21 protein-coding genes are annotated in these 22386 nt (G+C 57.8%); 14 read left to right on the top strand and 7 right to left on the bottom strand.

All coding sequences use genetic code 11. The features are described from left to right. Positions 1 to 67: 67 nt before the first annotated feature. Both polA and CLH62_RS08360 read left to right on the top strand, forming a co-directional pair. Entirely contained in the window at positions 68 to 2797 is a 2730-nt protein-coding gene (gene polA / locus CLH62_RS08355; protein ID WP_099617717.1) for a DNA polymerase I, read from the top strand. A gap of 237 nt (positions 2798 to 3034) precedes the next feature. Then, complete coding sequence (locus CLH62_RS08360) at positions 3035 to 3406, top strand: hypothetical protein (RefSeq protein WP_099618809.1); 372 nt, start codon at positions 3035 to 3037, stop codon at positions 3404 to 3406. Positions 3407 to 3443: 37 nt separating this feature from the next. On the opposite strand, the gene CLH62_RS08365 is transcribed toward CLH62_RS08360, so the two are convergent. The 3 genes from CLH62_RS08365 to CLH62_RS08375 all read right to left on the bottom strand — a co-directional run bounded on the left by CLH62_RS08365 (position 3444) and on the right by CLH62_RS08375 (position 7331). Further along, a complete protein-coding gene (locus CLH62_RS08365; protein ID WP_099617718.1) occupies positions 3444 to 4859 on the bottom strand; it encodes an OmpP1/FadL family transporter in 1416 nt (471 codons plus the stop codon). A gap of 119 nt (positions 4860 to 4978) precedes the next feature. Then, on the bottom strand, positions 4979 to 6100 hold the full coding sequence (locus CLH62_RS08370) for a PilT/PilU family type 4a pilus ATPase (protein ID WP_099617719.1): 1122 nt from the start codon (positions 6098 to 6100) through the stop codon (positions 4979 to 4981). A gap of 196 nt (positions 6101 to 6296) precedes the next feature. Further along, positions 6297 to 7331, bottom strand: a complete 1035-nt coding sequence (locus CLH62_RS08375; protein ID WP_099617720.1) for a type IV pilus twitching motility protein PilT — start codon at positions 7329 to 7331, stop codon at positions 6297 to 6299. A gap of 140 nt (positions 7332 to 7471) precedes the next feature. On the opposite strand from CLH62_RS08375, the gene CLH62_RS08380 reads away from it, so the two are divergent. The 10 genes from CLH62_RS08380 to CLH62_RS08430 all read left to right on the top strand — a co-directional run bounded on the left by CLH62_RS08380 (position 7472) and on the right by CLH62_RS08430 (position 16528). After that, positions 7472 to 8176 carry a YggS family pyridoxal phosphate-dependent enzyme gene (locus CLH62_RS08380; protein ID WP_099617721.1) on the top strand — a complete coding sequence of 235 codons (705 nt, stop codon included), beginning with the start codon at positions 7472 to 7474 and terminating at the stop codon, positions 8174 to 8176. A gap of 61 nt (positions 8177 to 8237) precedes the next feature. Next, entirely contained in the window at positions 8238 to 9071 is an 834-nt protein-coding gene (proC, locus tag CLH62_RS08390) for a pyrroline-5-carboxylate reductase (RefSeq protein ID WP_099617722.1), read from the top strand. A 22-nt stretch (positions 9072 to 9093) separates the two neighbouring features. Continuing rightward, positions 9094 to 9678, top strand: coding sequence for a YggT family protein (locus CLH62_RS08395; RefSeq protein ID WP_099617723.1), 585 nt, complete (start codon positions 9094 to 9096; stop codon positions 9676 to 9678). A gap of 244 nt (positions 9679 to 9922) precedes the next feature. Further along, complete coding sequence (locus CLH62_RS08400) at positions 9923 to 11887, top strand: dynamin family protein (RefSeq protein ID WP_099617724.1); 1965 nt, start codon at positions 9923 to 9925, stop codon at positions 11885 to 11887. Between the two features lie 127 nt (positions 11888 to 12014). Continuing rightward, entirely contained in the window at positions 12015 to 13163 is a 1149-nt protein-coding gene (gene metX, locus CLH62_RS08405; protein ID WP_099617725.1) for a homoserine O-succinyltransferase MetX, read from the top strand. Then, complete coding sequence (metW, locus tag CLH62_RS08410) at positions 13160 to 13765, top strand: methionine biosynthesis protein MetW (protein WP_099617726.1); 606 nt, start codon at positions 13160 to 13162, stop codon at positions 13763 to 13765. Before metX ends, metW begins: the two co-directional genes overlap by 4 nt. Next, a complete protein-coding gene (locus CLH62_RS08415) occupies positions 13762 to 14217 on the top strand; it encodes a DUF4426 domain-containing protein (RefSeq protein WP_099617727.1) in 456 nt (151 codons plus the stop codon). Before metW ends, CLH62_RS08415 begins: the two co-directional genes overlap by 4 nt. A 7-nt stretch (positions 14218 to 14224) precedes the next feature. Next, the gene (gene rdgB, locus CLH62_RS08420) at positions 14225 to 14824 is read left to right on the top strand and encodes an RdgB/HAM1 family non-canonical purine NTP pyrophosphatase (RefSeq protein ID WP_099617728.1); all 600 of its coding nucleotides are present in this window, start codon (positions 14225 to 14227) and stop codon (positions 14822 to 14824) included. 4 nt (positions 14825 to 14828) lie between these two features. After that, complete coding sequence (gene hemW, locus CLH62_RS08425; protein WP_099617729.1) at positions 14829 to 15995, top strand: radical SAM family heme chaperone HemW; 1167 nt, start codon at positions 14829 to 14831, stop codon at positions 15993 to 15995. Then, the gene (locus CLH62_RS08430; protein ID WP_099617730.1) at positions 15995 to 16528 is read left to right on the top strand and encodes a hypothetical protein; all 534 of its coding nucleotides are present in this window, start codon (positions 15995 to 15997) and stop codon (positions 16526 to 16528) included. Before hemW ends, CLH62_RS08430 begins: the two co-directional genes overlap by 1 nt. A gap of 27 nt (positions 16529 to 16555) precedes the next feature. Here the strand turns inward: CLH62_RS08430 and trmB are convergent, their stop codons facing one another. From trmB to CLH62_RS08445, 3 genes are all read right to left on the bottom strand, one after another. Further along, a complete protein-coding gene (gene trmB / locus CLH62_RS08435) occupies positions 16556 to 17290 on the bottom strand; it encodes a tRNA (guanosine(46)-N7)-methyltransferase TrmB (RefSeq protein ID WP_099617731.1) in 735 nt (244 codons plus the stop codon). A 72-nt stretch (positions 17291 to 17362) separates the two neighbouring features. Continuing rightward, positions 17363 to 18895, bottom strand: a complete 1533-nt coding sequence (locus tag CLH62_RS08440) for a YifB family Mg chelatase-like AAA ATPase (RefSeq protein WP_099618811.1) — start codon at positions 18893 to 18895, stop codon at positions 17363 to 17365. A gap of 60 nt (positions 18896 to 18955) precedes the next feature. Next, complete coding sequence (locus CLH62_RS08445; RefSeq protein ID WP_099617732.1) at positions 18956 to 19210, bottom strand: accessory factor UbiK family protein; 255 nt, start codon at positions 19208 to 19210, stop codon at positions 18956 to 18958. A gap of 381 nt (positions 19211 to 19591) precedes the next feature. Between CLH62_RS08445 and glnK the strand changes: the two genes are divergently transcribed. Both glnK and CLH62_RS08455 read left to right on the top strand, forming a co-directional pair. Continuing rightward, positions 19592 to 19930, top strand: a complete 339-nt coding sequence (glnK, locus tag CLH62_RS08450; protein WP_004578958.1) for a P-II family nitrogen regulator — start codon at positions 19592 to 19594, stop codon at positions 19928 to 19930. Positions 19931 to 20003: 73 nt separating this feature from the next. After that, entirely contained in the window at positions 20004 to 21275 is a 1272-nt protein-coding gene (locus tag CLH62_RS08455) for an ammonium transporter (protein ID WP_099617733.1), read from the top strand. 69 nt (positions 21276 to 21344) lie between these two features. Here the strand turns inward: CLH62_RS08455 and speE are convergent, their stop codons facing one another. Then, the gene (gene speE, locus CLH62_RS08460; RefSeq protein ID WP_099617734.1) at positions 21345 to 22226 is read right to left on the bottom strand and encodes a polyamine aminopropyltransferase; all 882 of its coding nucleotides are present in this window, start codon (positions 22224 to 22226) and stop codon (positions 21345 to 21347) included. Positions 22227 to 22386 lie beyond the last annotated feature (160 nt).

Genomic DNA, 22386 nt, shown 5'->3' on the forward strand with positions numbered 1-22386 from the left:
CATCGATTTCAGTACAGAGTTGCATAAGCCAACCCACGCTTCAATCAGAATCCGGACCTGTTTTGACATGACCAGCAAAAACACCCCACCAGTGGTTCTTGTGGACGGATCGTCCTATCTTTTCCGTGCTTATCATGCACTTCCACCGCTGACCACCAGCAAAAACCATCCCACTGGGGCTATCAAGGGTGTGATCAGCATGATCCGGCGTCTTGAGCAGGATTTCCCCGGTTCAAAGATGGTGGTGGTTTTCGATGCCAAGGGTAAAACCTTCCGGCACGACCTTTATGAAGAGTACAAGGCAAACCGCCCGCCGATGCCAGATGAACTAGGCTGCCAGATCAAGCCCATCCACGAAATGGTGAAGGCCATGGGCCTGCCCCTGCTGATCGTAACCGGCGTGGAAGCCGACGACGTCATCGGCACCCTGGCCGATGAGGCCACCAGTAAAGGCATTGATGTGGTGGTGTCCACCGGCGACAAGGACATGGCACAGCTGGTCAGCGACCATGTCACGCTGATCAACACCATGACCGAAACCCGTATGGACCGTGATGGCGTGGTGGAGAAATTCGGCGTCACACCCGAGCAAATCGTTGACTACCTCGCCCTGGTGGGCGACAAGGTGGATAACATCCCCGGGGTTAACAAGTGCGGACCGAAAACCGCCGTGAAGTGGCTGCAGACATACGAGAACCTGGACAATCTGATTGAGCACGCCGACGAGATCAAGGGCAAGATTGGGGAGTATCTCAGGGAGGCCACTGAAACCTTGCCGTTGAGCCGGGAACTTGCCACCATCCGTACCGATGTGGAGCTGGATTTTGGACTGGAAGACCTGAAACTGCGCGAGCAGGACGACAAGAAGCTGCTTGAACTGTTTCGGGAATACGAACTTCGGAGCTGGATTGCGGAGCTGGAAAACAACGGAGACTCGGCAACAGCAGCCGCCAAACCTGCCAATGAAAATCCGACATCAGAGATCGTCAGAAACTACAGTGTTATCACCGATCAGAGCGATCTTGACCGCTGGCTGCAACGTCTGACATCCGCCGACCTGTTTGCCTTTGATACCGAAACCACGAGCCTTCGTTATATGGACGCCGAGATCGTTGGCGTGTCCTTCGCCATCAAACCCGGTGAAGCAGCGTACGTTCCCCTGGGTCATGATTACATGGGCGCTCCGGACCAGCTCGACCGAGATGCGGTACTGGAACAGCTCAAGCCGCTGCTCGAAGACCCGGGCCTGGCCAAGGTCGGACAGAACCTCAAGTACGACAAAAATGTGCTGGCCAATCACGGCATTTGCCTTGAGGGGATTGCCGAAGACACCATGCTGGAATCCTACGTTCTCAATTCCGTGGGCACCCGGCATGATATGGATAGTCTGGCCATGTACTACCTGGGCGAGAAAACCATCAGCTTCGAGTCCATCGCCGGCAAGGGCGCCAAGCAACTCACGTTCAACCAGATCGAGCTGGAAAAAGCTGCACCTTATGCCGCCGAAGATGCGGACATCACTCTGCGCCTGCACGACGTCCTGAGACCAAAGCTGCTGGAAACCGGCAGGCTGGCGTCTGTTTACGAGGAAATCGACCTGCCGCTGGTTCCGGTGCTCTCACGCATGGAACAGCGCGGAACCCTGATCAGCGCGAGCACACTGCGCCAGCATAGCCAGGAGCTGGCCGAGCGCCTGGCCGAACTGGAAAAGGAAGCCCACGACGTCGCAGGCGAGACCTTTAATCTGGGCTCCACCAAGCAACTCCAGGCGATTTTCTACGAGAAAATGGGCTTGCCGGTCGTCAAGAAGACTCCCAAGGGCGCACCCTCAACCGCCGAGCCGGTGTTACAGGAACTCGCTCACGACTACGAACTGCCGCGACTGATCCTCGAACACCGGAGCCTGAGCAAGCTCAAGTCCACCTACACCGACACCCTGCCGGAGCTGATTCACCATCGGACCGGCCGGGTGCACACCTCTTACCACCAGGCAGTCACCGCGACGGGTCGGCTGTCGTCCTCCGAGCCCAACCTGCAGAACATCCCTATCCGCAGCGAGCAGGGGAGGCGGATACGTCAGGCGTTTATCGCTCAGGAAGGTTACAAACTGGTGGCGGCAGATTACTCCCAGATTGAACTGCGGATCATGGCCCACCTCTCCGGCGACAAAGGACTCCTCACGGCTTTTGAACATGGGGAAGACATTCACAAGGCAACCGCCGCCGAAGTTTTCGGTGTAAGCCTGGACGACGTTTCGTCGGACCAGCGCCGGAGCGCCAAGGCCATCAACTTTGGCTTGATCTATGGCATGTCCGCCTTTGGCCTGTCGCGGCAACTTGACGTTGAACGCAAGCTCGCCCAGCAATACATAGACCGCTACTTCGAGCGTTACCCGGGCGTACTGAAATACATGGACAACATCCGCAAACAGGCCCACGACGACGGCTTTGTAGAAACTCTGTTTGGTCGTCGCCTGTATCTACCTGAAATCAACGCCCGAAACAAACAGCTGCAACAGGCTGCCGAGCGGACCGCCATCAACGCGCCTATGCAGGGCACCGCAGCAGACATTATCAAGCGGGCCATGGTGGATGTAGAAAACTGGCTGCTCACCGAGCATGCCGACGAAGCCCGGATGACCATGCAGGTTCACGATGAACTGATTCTGGAAGTGAAGGAATCGGCCCTGGAGAAAATCCGTAAGGGACTGGTAAAACGCATGTCGGCAGCCGCAGAGCTGGATGTACCACTGCTTGTGGAAGCCGGAGTCGGCGACAACTGGGACCAAGCCCACTGACCCACCCCAAAACAGGGCATGGACGCCCGCCAATGCACTGAAATGCGCCAGAAACTCAGGATACGAAGCCGACAGTTTCTGTCATGGTTTCACGTCAAGGCGCAACAGGTGCCTCCTGACACCGATCCCACCACGATGCGGCATGAAATTCGCTTCAGCCACAGGGTCGGCGCCTTGCCTGCACCGGGAACACCGGGGCAACGCCATGTTGTGACACATTTTTCCGAGGCTCAAACCATGACTTCTCTGGCATCTGAACGTAGCTGGCTGCTGGACCCCAGCGTGCTGAAACTGGTTCACCAGTGCCGCCGCCTGATCCACTCCGAATTCGGCGTCAAGCTGCATCTCACGGAAGAGCACCTGGAACAACAACTGTCCGATTACGCCCGAAAAACCCGCTCAGGTCACCTGATCCGGACCTGGCAAACATTGAAGGAACAGGTTCCGCAACTGAACATTGAACCTGAGGAGGATGACGGCTTGAGACGCAACTATCGGGGACAGGTGATTGCGGATGCACCACCCGCTTCGGCCAATGATCACGAGGAAGGGGAAGCCCACCCGCCACGGAAGAAAAAGGTGATCTACCGTGGCCAGGTGGTTGGCTGATCCGCCAAATTTCTGATCAGCTGGAGGCACTGAGGCTTCAGAATGCCTTGCTTACCTGAAGAGCGGCACTCCAGGCGGTGAGATCGTAAGTGCCCCGATAATTGCTCGGATCTTCCTGACCGGGCTGCAGCTCTGCAACTTGCGTAGGATTCTCGTGCTGGTAAATGCGCTCATTCACTTGCGCATCACCATCGAAAATCAGTGTGCCCGCCGCAACGTCAACGGTCCAGCCACTATGGGCATCCGACCATTGGGCGCCAAGGGTTAACCAATGGCGATCATTGGACGGAATCCTGGCGGTTGCAAAGTTCTCGCTCACTGGTGACTCGTCGAAAGCATAGCCCGTTTTGAAGGCCCACTCGGGTGTAGCCTGCCAGATCGCCCCCAGGTTAAACTGCCAGGTATTCTGCCACTTCTCGGTGATGTGACTGAGAATGGCCCCTTGCTGTGGAGCCTGTGTTATTTCGCCACCTGCCTCCCGGCTTACGATATCCAGCTCCTCGAAACGGCTCCACTTGGCATAGGTTACTCCCGCCAGAACCGTCACCGTGCCTGTCAGCCCATGTCGGGCTCCGAAAGACACGCTCTCGGGAATTGCCAAAGGCACTTCCACACGCTCAGTAGCTGTTGTAGGGACAAACACACCGTTAGCCGGATCAACGAAATTGGTCAGCTTGGCATCACCCTTGAGGTTCAGTTCGGTACCGGTTTGGGCCGATAAGCCAAATTGAGTTCTTTCGGACATCTCGTACAGAAAACCGACCCGAAAGGTCATGCCGATATCATCCCCTTCAACATCCGCATACCCTTCTTCGTAGAATCCGGGGGCAGCGCCTCCGGTAACTGCAGCACTCGCCGCCGAGTTGTCCAGAAATCTCGTCAGCTTCCCTTCAGCGTAGATCAGGTTAATCCCGGCGCCCATGGACAGTCCTTGGCCGTTATTAACGGATATCGACGGAGTGAAGGCAATCGCCGTCAATTCCGTTTCGTCAGCGAAATAGCGACCTGCGAAATCATTTTCGTAATCTGCCGCCAATCCATAAGGCGCATGAACACCAAAGCCAACGTCAATGGAATCACTGACTTCGTGGGTGAGGTAGAAATTCGGCAGCACAGCAGGATCGGCAACGTCTCCGCCGCCATCGCCCGGGACAGGCTGGCCAACCTGATTGACTGCCTGCACACTGTCGCCCTTCGCCTCCGCATCAATATCCAGAACCGCGGCACCAAAGGAAATATTGGTGCCAGACAACTGGCTCATACCGGCAGGGTTAAACAGAACCGTAGTGGCATTCTCGGGATTGGCGGCGGCTCCGGCGTTGGCAGTGCCCATGGCACTGGCGCTCTGCTCATTCAGGGAAAAACCGCCTGCAAGGGTGCTGGCAGGCGCGGCGAAAGCCGCAAGGGTGGTTAGACGAACCGCTCGTGCAAGCATTGAGGAATTGTTGTGCATAGTATCTCCTTATGGACTTGCGCGGAGTATACGCAGCTGCAACGGATGGCCTCAAATGCCATCCCTAATGGTTCGGGACCCTAACTACCTACAACTAAAGTCTAACAAAACAACAGGCTCTAATCGTCCTGAATCGTGAGCTTGTCCACCGAAGACGACAACTTGTCCGCTCCCTGGGCATCGGTACCCAGCTTGATCATCAGGCGCAAGTCGTTGGCAGAATCTGCATGAGCCAGGGCATCTTCGTAGGTAATAGAGCCCTCTGCATACAGCTGGTAAAGCGCCTGGTCGAAGGTCTGCATGCCGGACTCATTGGATTTGGCCATCAGCTCCTTGAGGCGGTGCACCTCGCCCTTGCGGATCAAATCCGAAACCAGAGGCGTATTAATCAGAACCTCAATAACCGCCTTCCGCCCCTTACCGTCCGGCGTGGGTATCAGCTGTTGGGCTACGATGGCCTTGAGGTTCAAGGACAGGTCCATCCAGATCTGGTTATGCTGTTCCGGCGGGAAAAACTGAATGATCCGGTCCAGAGCCTGGTTGGCGTTGTTCGCGTGCAATGTCGCCAGGCACAAATGGCCGGTTTCGGCGAACTGCACCGAGTATTCCATAGTCTGGCGGGTACGCACCTCACCAATAAGAATAACGTCCGGCGCCTGACGCAGGGTGTTTTTCAGAGCCACTTCAAAGCTCTCTGTATCAATACCCACTTCCCGCTGGGTCACGATACAGCCCTGGTGCTGGTGCACGAATTCGATCGGATCCTCGATAGAGATAATGTGGCCGCGACTGTTCCGGTTACGGTGCCCCAGCATGGCCGCCAGCGAGGTGGATTTACCGGTACCGGTAGCACCCACGAACATGATCAGGCCCCGCTTGGTCATGGCCAGATCCTTGATCACCCCTGGCAGAGCCAGGTCGTCAATTTGAGGAATCTTCACCTCGATCCGGCGCAGCACCATGCCGCACAGGTTGCGCTGGAAGAATGCGCTGACACGGAAACGGCCGATGCCCCGGGCACTGATCGCAAAGTTACACTCGTGGGATTCGTCAAACTCGGCACGCTGCTTGTCATTCATGGAGCCGTAGACAAATTCCCTGGTCTGCTCCGGCGTCAGCGCGTTCTTGGTGACCGGAAGCACTTTTCCGTTCACCTTCATGCTCGGTGGCACACCTGCCGTAATAAACAGGTCGGAACCGCCCTTTTCAACCATCAGCCGCAACAGCTTTTCGAATTCCATTTTGCTACCTATGCTCTTTTGTCGACGCTTCGTAGACTCCCCGAACATTGTCCGAGGAGCTGGGCGGGTGGCCTTCCCGGGACTGTCTGCAGCATGGATGCTGCAGTCAAGCGTACAGGGACGTATTCACAGCGTGTCCCGGGAAGGCCACCCGCCCTGCTCCCTGCACCCGAAATGAGGCCAGAGAGCAAGAGAGTTAGAAGTTATCCGGCATTTTCGCCTTCGCCCGCGCTGCTTCGCGCGATATCAATCCTTTTTGCAACAACTTCTCCAGGCACTGATCGAGAGTCTGCATACCGAGGGAGCCACCGGTCTGGATCGACGAGTACATCTGGGCGATTTTATCCTCACGGATCAGGTTTCGGATCGCCGAGGTACCAATCATGATTTCGTGAGCCGCGATCCGGCCGCCACCCATCTTTTTCATCAGGGTCTGGGAAACAACCGCCTGCAGGGATTCGGACAACATCGAACGCACCATGGACTTTTCCTCGGCCGGAAACACGTCAACCACCCGGTCGATGGTCTTGGCTGCAGAGGTGGTGTGCAGGGTGCCGAACACCAGGTGGCCGGTTTCTGCAGCGGTGAGGGCCAGGCGAATGGTCTCAAGATCCCGAAGCTCACCGACCAGGATAATGTCTGGATCTTCCCGCAGTGCCGAACGCAACGCTTCGTTAAAGCCCAGGGTGTCCCGGTGCACTTCGCGCTGGTTCACCAGGCATTTCTTGGAGTCATGCACGAATTCGATGGGGTCCTCGATAGTGAGGACATGTTCATAACGGGTATCGTTGATGTAGTCGATCATCGCCGCCAGCGTGGTGGATTTACCGGAACCGGTCGGGCCGGTCACCAGTACAAGCCCACGGGGCACCGAGGACACGTCCTTGAAGACCTGACCCATGCCCAGATCTTCCATGGTCAGGACCTTGGAGGGGATGGTCCGGAATACCGCACCGGCACCGCGGTTCTGGTTGAAGGCGTTAACACGGAAACGGGCGACACCCGGCACTTCAAAGGAAAAGTCGGTTTCCAGGAATTCTTCGTAGTCCTTGCGCTGCTTGTCGTTCATGATGTCGTAGATCAGCCCGTGGACTTCTTTGTGCTCCATGGGCGGCAGATTGATGCGACGAACATCACCATCAACGCGAATCATTGGTGGCAGGCCGGCAGACAGGTGCAAGTCAGACGCACCCTGTTTGGCCGAAAAGGCAAGCAGTTCAGTAATATCCATAGGAATCCTCGGAAGGCTTTTTCTTTTATCCCGGTCACTTCCGCCCGGCGAGGCCCCGACGAGGTTCACTTGGCATTTCAGTGACCTGCGGGTAACGTGTCACCGAACAAGTGACAGACCGAGCGTGGCAATTTCAAACTATGAGCAGCATAGCAGACAACATCGGGAGCGTAACCCGACGCATACAAAAAGCAACATTGCTGGCAGGCCGCCAGCCAGGGGCTGTGCATCTGCTTGCCGTAAGCAAGACGCGACCGCCTGAGGATCTGCGGGAGGCCTTCGCCGCCGGACAGCGGGCGTTCGGTGAAAACTACCTTCAGGAAGCCCTCGAGAAGATCGAAGCGTTGGCGGATCTCGAGGGCATCGAGTGGCATTTCATTGGCCCGATACAATCCAACAAGACCCGGCAAGTCGCCTCTGCCTTTTCCTGGGTCCACAGTGTCGATCGCCTCAAGATTGCCCGCCGGCTCAGCGAGCAACGGGACCAAAGCCTGCCCCCATTGAATATCTGCCTTCAGGTTAATATTAATGAGGAAGACAGCAAATCGGGTAGCAGGATCACGGAGCTTCCAGAGCTGGCGGCAGCCATCGGCGAGCTGCCAAACCTAGAATTGAGAGGCCTTATGGCCATTCCGGACCCGGACCAGCCCGAGGCGGACCTGAGGGCAAGCTTCCGGAAACTGGCCAACACCCTGAAGCGACTGAAAACAGATTATCCGGACGCCGGCCCGCTGGACACACTGTCCATGGGCATGTCCGGCGATCTGGAATTGGCCATCGCTGAAGGCGCCACCTGGGTAAGAGTGGGCACTGCAGTGTTTGGCAAAAGGCCAGTGAAGAGCTGAAGCGGTCGGTTCCTGCTATCATCAGGGCCAGACGTTTAAACGATCAACCGGGGAGTGAACCTTGAGCACATCACCAACGATTTCTTTTATTGGCGCCGGCAACATGGCCAGCGCCATCATTGGCGGTATGCTGGACAACGGCTACAAGGCCGGCGACATCTGGGTCAGTGCACCGGATGACGCACACCTGCAATCCATCCGCAAGCGTTTCGGAGTAAGCGTCACGACCGACAATCGCTACTGCGCCCAACAGGCTGACATGGTGGTCCTTGCGGTCAAACCCCAGGTGATGGCCGATGTCTGTCGCGATATTGCTCCCGTGGTGCAGAACACCCGACCATTAATGGTTTCCATTGCCGCCGGCCTGACAGTCGATACGCTGGATGGCTGGCTTGGTGGCGGGCTACCTCTGGTCAGAGTGATGCCCAACACGCCGTCTCTGGTAGGCAAAGGGGCCGCGGGCCTGTTTGCCAACAAAGAAGTGAAAGATAACCAGAAGAAGATGGTGGAGTCGGTATTCGAGAGCATCGGTTCTGCGCTCTGGGTCGATGATGAGAACCTTTTGCATGGCGTTACCGCCCTTTCGGGCAGCGGTCCGGCCTATTTCTTCCTGATGCTCGAAGCACTTGAGGAAGTGGCTACGGAAGCCGGTATCGCAGCTGGCACCGCCCGGGAACTCGCCATCCAGACCATGGCAGGAGCTGCCGAGATGGCCGCCCGCAGTGAACAGGATCCCGGCCAGCTCAAGCGTAATGTGATGTCCCCCGGGGGCACCACGGAACAGGCCATTAATACATTTGAAGACGGTGGCATGCGGGATCTGGTCCGCAAGGCCTACAACGCGGCGTTCAAACGCTCGGAAGAAATGGCCAAAGAACTGGCTGGCAAACAGTAACCGATAACGGAGACACGGCTTCATGCTGGCAGACATTCTGATTACCATCCTGCTGATCGCATCCACCTTTTATCTGACAATTGTCCTGTTGCGGTTCCTGCTTCAGCTCGCCAGGGCGGATTTCTACAACCCGATTACCCAGTTTGTGGTCAAGGCCACCAACCCCCTGCTACGGCCGCTCCGGCGTTTTATTCCCGGGTGGGGCGGGATTGACGGCGCTGCACTGGTTCTGGCGGTCATTATTCAGGCCATCACCTTCTTCCTGATACTGATCGCCCTGAGTGGCGGCATTCCCGCCATAAACCCGCTTACCCTGCTGGTCTGGGCGGTACTGAACGTACTGGACCTTATCGTGAAGATCTACTTCTGGTCAGTCATTGCTGTGGTGGTTGTCAGCTGGATAGCTCCCGGCAGCGGCCATCCGGCGATTCAGCTGGTTGCCCAGATCACCGAGCCGGTGATGCGCCCCGTGCGTAACATCATGCCCTCCATGGGCGGCCTGGATCTGTCACCAATTATTGTTTTCCTGATCCTGAATGTCATTTCGGTGGTAATCGAACATATGAAAGTGGCTGTAGGACTGGGAGCCATCGGACTCGGTATGTAAACCTCGTCTCAAATATACAGTTTGTAACACTTAACCACGAAAATCATACTTGCAAGGCTGCAGCTTCAGGACACTGATTCTGCGGCCTTTTTTATGATGACCTCGTCAAAATCATTCAACCTTACACCCCCAGCTCAGCCACAAAAATTGCAAGAACAGGATAGTATTACCGGTAATTAATCCGTCACCCGTGAGCACCCAGGTTTGCCCGGGATACCCGGAAGTCGCGCAGAAGGAAAATCCGATGACCCCACAGGGAACTCTGTCGCAGCAGGTTGAGGCTTACCACAACTGGAAAAAAGAGTTGATCCGCCAGATCGGTCGTTACCGGTTATGGCTGCAGGATAACAATCTGTTTTCCGACGATATCAGCACCCGCATTCGCCACGGGCTCGAATTGCTTATTGAGGACGAGCTGACCATTGCCTTTGTCGGGGAGTACTCCCGCGGCAAGACCGAGCTTATTAACGCCCTGTTCTTCTCCGAATACGGTCAGCGCATGCTGCCGTCCCAGGCCGGGCGTACCACCATGTGCCCCACCGAGCTGTTTTTCGATCGCAGTGCCAACGAGAATTACCTGCTTCTGCTGCCAATAGAGACCCGCAATGGCGACTTGTCCCTGCAGCAACTGCGCAAGCAGCCGGAGCGCTGGGTCAAGCATGAACTGGACGAACGAGACCCCGACATTATGCGCGAAGTCCTGGCCGAGGTAGCCAGGGTCAAAAGTGTGCCGCCGGAAGAGGCGCGAGGCCTGGGCTTTGATGAAGACATGTTGGAGCAGGACCGTAACAACCCGGGCAATGTTCTGGTGCCGGCATGGCGAAACGCCCAGATCAGCCTCCGCCATCCGCTGTTCGAGCGGGGGCTCCGCATCCTGGACACCCCCGGCCTGAACGCCCTGGGTTCCGAGCCTGAACTGACCATCAGCATGCTGCCCCGGGCCCATGCCATCATCTTCGTACTCAGCGCGGACACCGGCGTAACGGCCAGTGACATGACCATCTGGAAAGAGCATATCGACACCCGGCATGCAGACCATCGCGCCGGTCGCTTTGCGGTTCTGAACAAAATCGATGTGCTCTGGGACGACCTGCAGGGAGAGCGCCACACCCAGGAGGCCATCGAGCGGGTGCGCAGCTATACCGCCGACCATCTGGGGATGCGCCAGCATGACGTCATCCCCGTCTCGGCCAAGCAGGGCCTGGTGGCAAGAGTCAGAAAGAACAATGAACTGTTCGACCGCTCCAATATTGGTCAGCTTGAACAACTGATTATACAGCGCATCCTGATGCACAAGGAGCAACTGATCACCCAGAGCCTGATCAACGACCTCCTGGGCATGCTCCAGAACAGCCAGGCGGCGATGCAATATCGCCTGGAATCCCTGGAAGAAGAACTCGATGCCTGCGCCGGTGTGACCATGGACAAGGCGGCATTGGGCCGTCTGGCCGAGCGCGCCCAGAAAGACTACGACTACTATTACAAAAAGCTGATCACCCTGCGCTCCAGCCGGCGCCTGATGGACTCCCAGGGTGACCTGTTGAAGAAACTGGTTAGCGAAGAGCGCTTTGAAGGCCATGCAGAGCGCGTCCGCAATACCATGTCGAAAAGTTGGACCACAGCCGGCATGAACCGCGCCATGGATCAGTTCTTCGAACTGCTCGAAAGTGACCTGACCAATCTGCTCAGTGAAGGCCATCTCGCCGAGAAAATGGTGGGTGCGATTTACCGGCGCTACAATGAGGACAACCGAGCCCGCCATCTGGAACCCATACCGCTTCGGGCCGGTCGCCATGTCATCGCCATCCGGGAGCTACGCAAGAAGGCTCGCCGTTTCCGCATCAGCCCGAAGAACCTGCTCACGGAACAGTCTGTTCTGGTACGCCGCTTTTTCAATGTCATGGTTGGCGAAGCCCGCACACTGCATGCCCGGGTGCGTCAGGACGTCGAGCGCTGGCCGTCGGAAGCGCTGCTGCCCATCATGCAGTTCTCAATGGAGCAGAAGCAGTTGCTGGAGCACCAGATCCGGCGCCTTCGCGACATGGTCCGCAATGACCGGGACAGCCGGGCCGAGCGCCAGCGCCTGAACCACACCATCGCCGATCTCCGTCGGCAACTCGAACTGGCCGATGCCATGCAGCGCCAGATACGCAAGCCGGCCCCTACCCTGATCCAGCAGAAAGTCGTCAATATCTCCGGGGCGATATAAGCCCCGTTCCCGCGAGACCGCAGGCGGTTGCAGCCATCACGCCCCGGCTTTAAACTGCTGGGCTGGCGACGGCTGCGCCGTTGCTGTTTCAGCCACTTACGGATCGAACCAGGAACCTGTCGCGCCGATGCCCGATTCCCTGCCTGCGGATTCTGTTGGGATAATCACCCCGCAGACCTATCATTTCGACGCTCCCATCGATCTGGCCTGTGGCCAGACCCTGGAAAACTATGACCTTGTGGTCGAGACCTACGGCAAGCTGAACGGGGATGCGAGCAACGCCGTGCTCATCTGCCACGCATTGAGCGGGCATCACCACGCCGCTGGCTATCATTCCGCCGAAGACCGCAAGCCAGGCTGGTGGGACAGCTGCATCGGGCCGGGAAAACCCATCGATACCGACCGGTTTTTTGTCGTCAGCCTGAACAACCTCGGTGGCTGCCACGGCAGCACCGGCCCGAGCAGCACCAACCCCTCGACCGGCAAGCCTTACGGCCCCGAGTTCCCGGTCATTACCGTCGGCGACTGGGTGAAAAGCCAGGCCCTGTTGGCGGACCGGCTTGGTATTGACTGCTGGGCCGCGGTTGTCGGTGGCTCCCTGGGCGGCATGCAGGCACTGCAATGGAGCCTGGATTATCCGGACCGCCTGAGGCATGCAGTGACTATTGCGTCCACACCCCGGCTGACAGCCCAGAACATCGCCTTCAATGAGGTGGCCCGCCAGGCCATCACCTCAGACCGGGAATTCCACGACGGCCGCTATTACGACTTTGGCACCCTGCCCCGCAGAGGCCTCATGTTGGCGCGAATGGTCGGGCACATCACCTACCTGTCCGATGCTTCCATGGGCGAAAAATTTGGCCGGGAACTGAGGGACCAGGCCTACAAATTCGGCTACGACGCCGAATTCCAGGTGGAAAGCTACCTGCGTTACCAAGGGGAGCGATTCTCCGAATCCTTTGACGCCAACACCTACCTGTTGATGACCCGGGCCCTGGATTACTTCGATCCGGCCTATGAGTTCGGTGGCGACCTGTCAAAGGCCCTCGCCGCCGCGACTTGCGAATACCTGGTGGTTTCCTTCAGTACCGACTGGCGCTTCACTCCGGCCCGCTCGGAAGAGATGGTCAACGCCATGATCGCGGCCCGGCGAAAAGTCAGCTATGCCGAAGTGGATGCGCCTTGGGGGCACGACGCCTTTTTGATTCCCACACCACGTTATACTGATATTTTCAACGCCTACATGGACCGCGTGGCAAGGGAGGTCGGCGCATGAGACCGGATCTCGAAATCATTCAGCAATGGGTCCAGCCTGGCCATCATGTACTTGATCTGGGCTGTGGTGACGGCACCCTGCTAGACTTTCTCCAGCGGGAACGCGGCGCCAGCGGATTTGGCCTGGAGATTAACCCCGACCACATCACAACGTGCATGGGGCGTGGTGTCGCGGTCATCGAGCAGAACCTGGACACCCAGGGTCTGGGTAATTTTGACAATGGTAGTTTCGATATCGTTCTGATGACCCAGGCGCTGCAGGCGGTCCGGCGACCGGACAAGGTTCTGGACGAGATGCTGCGGGTAGGCAGTGAGGGCATCGTCACCTTCCCGAACTTTGCCCACTGGCGCCTGCGCTGGGGACTGACTCTCAGCGGACGTATGCCCGAATCCGAGGCACTGCCGTATAAATGGTATAACACGCCCAACATACGGCTCTGCACCTTCAAGGATTTTGAAGCTCTGTGCCGACAGAAAGGCATCAGAATCAAAAGCCGGCGAGTGGTGGATGGCCAGCATCAGAACAGCTGGCTGGCTCGCCTCTGGCCAAACCTGTTGGGTGAAATTGCCATTTACCGAATTACACGGGAGACCGAGCAATGATCGCAAAAGCCCTGTCCACATTCCGCAGTCTGTTAATTGCTGTGTTTATCGGCCTGTTCAGCCTCCAGGCCCACGCTGGCTCTAATGATTTCGGTGACTACACCGTACTCTGGAGCGTGCTGCCCAGCACCTTCCTGGCCCCTGAGATTGCCCAGGCCAACGACCTCCAGCGCAGTAAGGGCATTGGCATTGTGAACATTGCCATCATGGAGGAAAACGAGGACGGCTCCATGTCTCCGGTAAGCGGCCAGGTGGAAGGCAAGGTGTCCAACGATATCCAGCAGGTGCGATTTCTGGCCTTCCGCCGGATTCAGGAAGGTGATTCGGTCTACTTTATCGCCGAGTACCAGTACTCCTCCGGTGAGCTGATGACCTTCAACATCACCGCGCGCCCCACCGGCCATCAGCAGGACCTGGCGATACGGTTTGCCCACACACTGTTCAGCGATTGAGCCCGTTATGACCGAAAAACTCGTTATAGCCAGTAACAACAAAGGCAAAATTGCCGAGTTGACTGAGTTGCTGGCGCCCCTGGGTATGGCCCCGATTGCCCAGGGAGAGCTTGGCGTGGGTGAGGCCGAGGAACCCGCCGTTACTTTTGTCGAGAACGCGATTCTCAAGGCTCGGCATGCAGCAAGGGAAACCGGCCTCCCTGCCCTCGCCGACGACAGCGGGCTGGCCGTTGATGCCCTTGGAGGCCAGCCTGGTGTTCGCTCTGCGCGCTTTGCCGGCGAAAATGCAACTGATCAGGACAATGTGAACGCCCTGCTCGAAGCCCTGGCCGACGTCCCGGATGAACAGCGGGGGGCCCAGTTCCACTGTGTACTGGTGTACCTTCGCCACGCCGATGACCCCACTCCGCTGATCTGCCACGGTCGCTGGCCCGGATCGATACTCCGAGCCCCCCGGGGAGACGGCGGTTTTGGGTATGATCCGGTGTTCCTGGTACCGGAACAGGGTTGCAGCGCAGCAGAGCTGTCCCGCGCCGAGAAAAGTCGCATCAGCCACCGGGGCCGGGCCCTGAGACTACTGGCAGAACAGCTCAGGGCGGAGTCCTGAGCCGGTGGACAGCCGTGAGCCGGGCGACAGTAACCAACCAAAGGCGGTTTGCCCGCCGCTGAGCCTGTATATCCATATACCCTGGTGTGTTCGCAAGTGCCCATACTGTGATTTCAACTCACACGCCACAACAGGCGCAATTCCCGAATCCGCCTACCTTGATGCCCTGGTTGAAGACCTCGAGCAGGACTTGGCCTTCGCTACCGGGCGCCCCATAGAAACCATCTTTATCGGCGGCGGCACACCGTCACTGATGAGTGGTGATTTCTATGACCGTCTGATTGTCCACTTGCGGACAAAACTCAACATCGCAACTGATGCCGAAATTACTCTGGAAGCCAATCCGGGCACACTGGAAACCGGCCGCTTCGAGGCCTTTCGGAAAGCCGGTATCAACCGGCTTTCGATCGGGGTTCAGAGCTTCAACTCCGGCCACCTGAAAGCGCTGGGGCGCATCCACGACAGCGAGGCCGCCCACCGCGCCATCAGTGCCGCCCGGCAGGCCGGGTTCGACAACTTCAACATAGATCTGATGCACGGGTTACCAGGCCAGACACCAGAGCAGGCCCTGGAGGATCTCAGAACCGCTCTCGATTACCAGCCTCCGCATCTGTCCTGGTACCAGCTGACCCTGGAGCCAAACACTGAGTTTTACAGCCGGCCACCGGATTTGCCGGACGACGATCACCTATGGGACATCTATCGCCAGGGTTCCGAGTTTCTGCATCGACAGGGATTCAGGGATTACGAAGTCTCGGCCTGGAGTCGAGACGGCAGGGCGTCACGCCACAACCTGAATTATTGGACCTTTGGTGATTACCTGGCGCTCGGTGCCGGAGCCCACGGCAAGATCAGCCTGGCCGATGGAAGCATCCGGCGATACTGGAAAACCCGTCAGCCCGAGGCCTACCTGAACCGGATTGGCAGCCGGACGGCAGGCACTGACATTATTGCCCCTGAAGACCTGCCCCTGGAGTTCCTGATGAACGCCCTGCGGCTCACAGAGGGGGTAAGTGAACGCCTTTTTTGCGAGCGAACGGGTTTACCCCTGTCGTCAGTTGGGGTAAAACTTAAAACAGCACGTGATGAAAAACTGCTGGTTAAGGACCGGCTGCAGGCCACAGCACTGGGCCAGCGATACCTGAATAGCCTGTTGGAGCGTTTTCTGTAATGGACCCTGCACACGGATCGGCAGCCTTTCCAAAAGGCCTGAAAGTCAGCCTGGTCGTGGCTGCGGTGTTGCTGTTTTCCCTGCTGCTGATCAATCAGCCATTGCAGACCGCTTCAGCGCCCCAGGGCATCATAAGTTACCAGCTCGCCGGCACGGCTGATCAGGCGCACGCCATCTTTCGTAGCTGGCGCAGTGAAGGCGTTCTCTGGGCCAAAGTTTCCTTATGGCTGGATTTCCTGTTTATTCCCGCCTACACAATCGCCCTGATTCTACTGACCCATCACTTCACCCGGGATCGGCCCGGAGTCCGTGAACGCATGGTGGCCAGATGGATCCGGGCGCTATTCGTGGCCGCCGGCCTCAGCGATGTAGCCGAGAATATCCTGCTTCTGAATAATTTCACTCCGCCCACCGATGCGATGAGCCTGTCAGCTACCCTCTGCGCCCTGATCAAATTTACCGCGCTGACCCTGGGCATTGCCGGGCTGGTAATTCTCCGGGCTTCCCGGCGCCATCCGCTGGCGCACCACTGAAGCCTCCGAACATTCCTGCCGGGGACACTAGTTGGTTCGATAAAACAACAGATCCCACACACCGTGTCCGAGATTTTCGCCCCGCTTTTCAAATTTGGTGATCGGGCGATCTGCTGGTCGAGGTGAATATCCTCCGGATTCCTGGGTGTTGGCAAACCCCTCGGACCCATTCATTACTTCCATCATATGTTCGGCGTAATTCTCCCAGTCTGTCGCCAGATGAAGAATACCGCCCACCCGGAGCTTGTGGCGAACGCGCTGAACGAACTCGTGCTGGACCAGCCGGCGCTTGTGGTGCCTTTTCTTGTGCCAGGGATCCGGAAAGAACACCATCACCCGGTCCAGACAGGCATCCGGCAGGCACAGATCAATCACGTCATTGGCGTCAATACTGTAGATCCGGACATTTTCCAGGCCGCGGTCCTCAATTTCCTTGAGCAGCGCGCCAACACCAGGCTGATGAACCTCAACTCCGATAAAATCCTGTTCCGGCGCCGCTTCCGCCATCTCCGCCAGGGATTTGCCCATGCCAAAACCGACTTCCAGGTTCAGCATGGCGTCCCGGCCGAACACCTGGCGCGGATCGATCATTCCATCCTCCCGGGTAAGGCCATATTTCGGCCAGCTACGCTCAAACGCCTTTTTCTGGCCTTCGGTCATGCGGCCCTGGCGCAGCACGAAGCTGCGCACGCCACGGCGGGTCGTTACCGGTGAGGGCGTAGCCATGTCATTCGGATCTTGCGGCTCTTTCTGGTCAGTCATCTGCAATCCTTAACCGCAGGCAGCGGGTCTTGTTTAACGGACATTGAATACAGTTTACCAGAGTGACGAGGTTCAGGCGGATACCACCGAGTTGCCCCCCTGTTGACGGTCCAGTTGCCGGTAACCGAGCGCTTCAACCAGATGGCTCTGACAGAGCTCATCGCAGCCCTCCAGGTCCGCGAGAGTGCGGGCCACCCGCAATATCCGATGCAGCGCCCGGGCCGACAGCCCCAGCTTCTCCATGGCGCCGGAGAGCAATTGCTCACCCTGACGATCCAGACGGCAGGCGGCATACAGTTCGCGCCCTGCCAGGCCCGCATTCATACAGCCCCGCTCCGACTGTTTCTCCCGGGCCGCAATAACCCGCGCCCGAACATTGGCACTGGTTTCGCCATCCCCACCCTGCTGCATCAGTACGTCGCCACCCTGAACCGGAACTTCCACATGCAGATCAAACCGGTCCAGCAAAGGCCCGGAAATCTTCGACCGATAGCGCATCACCTGCTGCGGTGTGCACTGACACTCGATGGTCGGGTGACCGCTGTAACCACAGGGGCACGGGTTCATAGCGCCGACGACTTGAAATCTAGCCGGAAAATTCACCTGACGCGCGGCACGACTGATCGAGATGTGTCCGGTTTCCATGGGCTCCCGGAGCACTTCCAGGACCCGACGCTCAAACTCTGGCAATTCATCAAGAAACAGTACGCCGCGATGAGCGAGGGAGATTTCCCCCGGTCGCGGGCTGCTGCCTCCACCGACCAGAGCCACTGCAGAGGCGGTGTGATGCGGCGCCCGGAACGGCGGTTGGCGCCACCCACCTTCTCTTATTGAAAGCCCGGCAACTGAGTGAACGCTGGCAACTTCCATGGCCGCATCGTCTGTCAGCGCCGGAAGAATTCCGGGCAGGCGGCTGGCCAGCATACTCTTGCCGGTGCCGGGAGGCCCGAAGAACAGCAGGTTGTGGCCACCGGCGGCGGCAACCTCCAGTGCCCGGCGCGGGACCCGCTGGCCCCGGACATCAGACAGATCGGGACTCTCGCTGTGGTTGCCTGGCGTCCGCTCCAATGGCGATTTCGGCACCGGAACCAGCCTGGCCCGTCCGCTGAGGTGTTCACACACTGTCAACAGGTGACCCGCCGCCAGCACGTCACCCTGGCTGGCCAGGGCCGCCTCATCGGCATTGGCATGGGGAACCAGCAAGGCCCTCTGATCTTGCCGGGCGGCAAGCACCGCCGGAAGAACACCCTTCAGAGGCCTCAGTGCACCATCAAGGGATAGCTCGCCGAGAAACTCGCAATCGGCAAGGCTCTCCGGTGGAATCTGGCCCGAAGCGGCCAGGATTCCCAGGGCAATGGGCAGATCAAAGCGGCCACCTTCTTTGGGCAGGTCAGCGGGAGCGAGGTTGATCGTAATGCGCCGGGCGGGGAAGTCGAACCCGGCATTCAGAAGAGCACTGCGAACCCGCTCCCTGCTCTCTCGGACACCGGTTTCAGGGAGACCGACAATCGAGAGTGCGGGCAATCCTCCGGAGAGGTGGACTTCAACTGTAACGGGGGGTGCAGACACGCCAACGATGGCGCGGGAATGAACAACAGCAAGCATGACAACCTTCCATGGTGACCGGAAAACCATACCCGGCGTCCTGCCGGGCTGATCCGGAGTTTATTTTTCCTGCAGGGATTTTTCCAGCTCGGCGACCCGCTTTTCGAGCGCCTCCACCTTTTCGCGAGTCTTCAGCAATACTGCCTGCTGGGCATCGAATTCTTCACGGGTAACCAGCTCCAGACGGGAAAGGACCGACATCACCGTTGCCCGGGCCTGGGTTTCGAAATCTTCGCGGGCGGCGCGGGCCATATCGGGAACGAACTGACCAAACTGGCCCTGTAACTGGGCAAAAATATCCTGGGGACCTTTCACACAACACCTCACTGATTCCAGAAATGTTCGGTTTCGACTAAAGGAGAGAGGCTCTCACCGGTTTGCGGGAGTGTATCACACCGCCGCCCCTGCCATACTGTGCCCGGTCGGCCTTATAATTATGGGCGAACGGACAGTGAGTCCGCTCCAATTTGGCTCACTGGCGGACTACCCGCTCCATTTTGGTGCGCATCTTTGCGCCATTCTGGTACGGGTATATTGTAGATTATTGTTTTAATTGTATTTTTTTGCGTTGGCACACCCGATGCTAAAGCCCTCGTACGCAATCCGCACAATTGGTGTGCGAGGTGGCAGCATCCCGAACTCAACAATTGGCCGACGGGCTCTCACTGTTGGGACGGCTTTACCAAGGAGAAAGCAATGAAACTTGTGACAGCGATCATCAAGCCTTTCAAATTGGATGATGTCCGTGAGGCACTATCCGAAATTGGCGTACAAGGCGTAACCGTCACTGAAGTCAAAGGCTTCGGTCGGCAAAAGGGCCACACAGAACTTTATCGTGGCGCGGAATACGTGGTGGATTTTCTGCCCAAGGTCAAAGTGGAAGTTGCCATAGGCGACAATCTGCTGGACCAGGTCATCGAATCCATTACCAAGGCAGCCAACACCGGCAAGATCGGTGACGGCAAGATCTTTGTGACTGAACTGGAACAGGCCATCCGGATCCGGACAGGCGAAACCGGCGAAGAAGCGGTCTGAACCAGCTCTGATTTTTCGATCAGCCAACGCAAAAAAACTTATAACCTGAAAAGCCTCGTGCGGAGGGCTTCATATGGAAAGCAATATTTTTCACCTGCAGTACGCTATAGATACTTTTTATTTTCTGGTGTGCGGTGCATTAGTCATGTGGATGGCAGCTGGCTTCGCCATGCTGGAATCCGGGCTGGTACGCGCCAAGAACACCACGGAAATCCTGACCAAGAACGTGGCCCTGTTTGCCATTTCCTGCATCATGTACCTGGTATGCGGTTACGCCATCATGTACGGCGGCAACATCTTCCTGTCCGGAATTGCTGACGTCGACACTGCCGCTGTTCTGGGCGACTTCGCCGGCCGTGAAGACGGCTTTGAGGGTGGATCCATCTACTCCGGCGCTTCTGACTTCTTCTTCCAGGTTGTTTTTGTCGCGACCGCCATGTCCATCGTCTCCGGTGCTGTGGCAGAGCGCATGAAACTCTGGGCCTTCCTGGTATTTGCAGTCTTCATGACCGGTTTCATCTACCCGATGGAAGGAGCCTGGACCTGGGGCGGAGCTTCCGTTTTCGGCATGTACACCCTGGGTGACCTGGGTTTCAGTGACTTCGCCGGCTCCGGTATCGTTCACATGGCGGGTGCAGCAGCCGCGCTGGCCGGTGTAATCCTGCTCGGCGCCCGTAAGGGCAAATATGGCCCGAACGGCGAGATCCGCGCCTTCCCGGGTGCCAACCTGCCGCTGGCCACGCTCGGTACCTTCATCCTGTGGATGGGCTGGTTCGGCTTCAACGGTGGCTCAGTTCTAAAGCTTGGTGATATTGCCAGCGCCAATTCCGTGGCCATGGTCTTCCTGAACACCAACACCGCAGCAGCCGGTGGCGCCGTTGCCGCCCTGATCACCGCCCGCCTGATGTTCGGCAAGGCTGACCTGACCATGTTGCTGAACGGTGCACTGGCAGGCCTGGTAACGATCACCGCTGAGCCGTCCACTCCGAGCGCCCTGACTGCGACCATTTTCGGCGCCTTCGGCGGTGTGCTGGTGGTCCTGAGCATCGTGACCATGGACAAGCTGCGGATCGACGATCCGGTCGGCGCCATCTCGGTTCACGGTGTCTGTGGTCTGTTGGGCCTGCTGTTGGTACCAATCACCAACAGCGACGTCAGCTTTAGCGGCCAGATCATCGGTGCGATCACCATCTTCGTCTGGGTATTCGTTGCCAGCCTGATCGTCTGGGGCATCTTGAAGGCGGTAATGGGCCTGAGAGTGAGCGAAGAAGACGAGTACGAAGGTGTGGACCTGTCCGAGTGTGGCATGGAAGCCTATCCGGAGTTTGTCAGCGGCAAGCAGTAAACGCTGATAACGAAAAGCCAGTGCAACACCAGAGAGGGGCGCCAGATGGCGCCCCTCTCTTCTATCGGCTCAACCTTCTCCCGGCTGGACTTCGTCCTCCAGCGCGTCAACCATAAACTGCGGCATCGCCAGTGCCCCATGATGTATTCCGGCATTGTAATAGCGGGTCACGAACGGCCGGTTATTGGCATCATCCTCACGGAAATATTTTACCGGATTCTCCTTGCTGGCCATCGTGCAACTCCACCAGCCTGTCGGATACACCGGTTGCGGGAATGGCAGGGTCTGGACATGTTCAAAGCCCGCCTTGCGCATGTCATTGTGAATGTCCTTGATGATGGTATTGGTGTGGAGCAGAGGAGACTCGCTCTGCTGGACAATGATTCCACCCTCACGCAGCGCCAGCAGGGCGTCGCGGTAGAAATCCAGGGCAAACAGGCCCTCTGCCGGGCCAACCGGATCCGTGCTGTCAATAATGATGAGATCTACACTGCGCGGCTCTATGTCGCGCATCCACTGGATGCCGTCACCGAAGAAAAAATTGGCGCGCGGGTCGCTATTGGCCTCGCACAGCTCCGGGAAATATTTCTCTGACATGCGGGTGACCCGTTCATCAATTTCCACCTGCCAGGCTTCCTGCACACCCGGGTGCTTGAGCACTTCTTTCAGAGTGCCGCAATCGCCACCACCGACAATCACCACCTTCCTGGGATCACGGTGGGTAAACAGGGCTGGATGGGTCATCATCTCGTGGTACAGGAAGTTATCTCGGGTGGTCAGCATCACGCAGCCATCCAGCACCATCAGGTTGCCGAAGGTTTCGGTTTCGTAAATCTCCAGCTTCTGGAACGGTGTCTGCTCTTCGTGAAGTTTCTTTTTCACCTGCAGGGAGAACGCCGTTCCCTGATCCTGGAATACCTCGGTAAACCAGCCGTCATTCAATGCTGTCATGTTTTGCCTCCCGCTGTGGGCCATGGGCTGTATTAAAAGGGCGTATTGTAGGGGTGCCCCACCGTGAGCTAAAGCGATAATCGTGGTTACCGGCCACATATTTTACGCACCCGGTTCTTTTAGCCGGGGGGGGGAATCCATACAATGGCGGCCATAGGCC

Source organism: Marinobacter guineae (assembly GCF_002744735.1).
Classification (GTDB): Bacteria; Pseudomonadota; Gammaproteobacteria; order Pseudomonadales; family Oleiphilaceae; genus Marinobacter; species Marinobacter guineae.

Bases quoted from the DNA above. Each gene is read 5' to 3' on its own strand.
- speE (WP_099617734.1), bottom strand. From the start codon at position 22,226: ATGACAGCATTGAATGACGGCTGGTTTACCGAGGTATTCCAGGATCAG.
- CLH62_RS08365 (WP_099617718.1), bottom strand. From the start codon at position 4,859: ATGCACAACAATTCCTCAATGCTTGCACGAGCGGTTCGTCTAACCACC.
- CLH62_RS08400 (WP_099617724.1), top strand. From the start codon at position 9,923: ATGACCCCACAGGGAACTCTGTCGCAGCAGGTTGAGGCTTACCACAAC.
- glnK (WP_004578958.1), top strand. From the start codon at position 19,592: ATGAAACTTGTGACAGCGATCATCAAGCCTTTCAAATTGGATGATGTC.
- CLH62_RS08395 (WP_099617723.1), top strand. From the start codon at position 9,094: ATGCTGGCAGACATTCTGATTACCATCCTGCTGATCGCATCCACCTTT.
- CLH62_RS08440 (WP_099618811.1), bottom strand. From the start codon at position 18,895: ATGCTTGCTGTTGTTCATTCCCGCGCCATCGTTGGCGTGTCTGCACCC.
- metW (WP_099617726.1), top strand. From the start codon at position 13,160: ATGAGACCGGATCTCGAAATCATTCAGCAATGGGTCCAGCCTGGCCAT.
- CLH62_RS08380 (WP_099617721.1), top strand. From the start codon at position 7,472: ATGAGCAGCATAGCAGACAACATCGGGAGCGTAACCCGACGCATACAA.
- metX (WP_099617725.1), top strand. From the start codon at position 12,015: ATGCCCGATTCCCTGCCTGCGGATTCTGTTGGGATAATCACCCCGCAG.
- polA (WP_099617717.1), top strand. From the start codon at position 68: ATGACCAGCAAAAACACCCCACCAGTGGTTCTTGTGGACGGATCGTCC.
- CLH62_RS08360 (WP_099618809.1), top strand. From the start codon at position 3,035: ATGACTTCTCTGGCATCTGAACGTAGCTGGCTGCTGGACCCCAGCGTG.
- CLH62_RS08375 (WP_099617720.1), bottom strand. From the start codon at position 7,331: ATGGATATTACTGAACTGCTTGCCTTTTCGGCCAAACAGGGTGCGTCT.
- CLH62_RS08455 (WP_099617733.1), top strand. From the start codon at position 20,004: ATGGAAAGCAATATTTTTCACCTGCAGTACGCTATAGATACTTTTTAT.
- CLH62_RS08430 (WP_099617730.1), top strand. From the start codon at position 15,995: ATGGACCCTGCACACGGATCGGCAGCCTTTCCAAAAGGCCTGAAAGTC.
- rdgB (WP_099617728.1), top strand. From the start codon at position 14,225: ATGACCGAAAAACTCGTTATAGCCAGTAACAACAAAGGCAAAATTGCC.
- trmB (WP_099617731.1), bottom strand. From the start codon at position 17,290: ATGACTGACCAGAAAGAGCCGCAAGATCCGAATGACATGGCTACGCCC.
- CLH62_RS08415 (WP_099617727.1), top strand. From the start codon at position 13,762: ATGATCGCAAAAGCCCTGTCCACATTCCGCAGTCTGTTAATTGCTGTG.
- CLH62_RS08370 (WP_099617719.1), bottom strand. From the start codon at position 6,100: ATGGAATTCGAAAAGCTGTTGCGGCTGATGGTTGAAAAGGGCGGTTCC.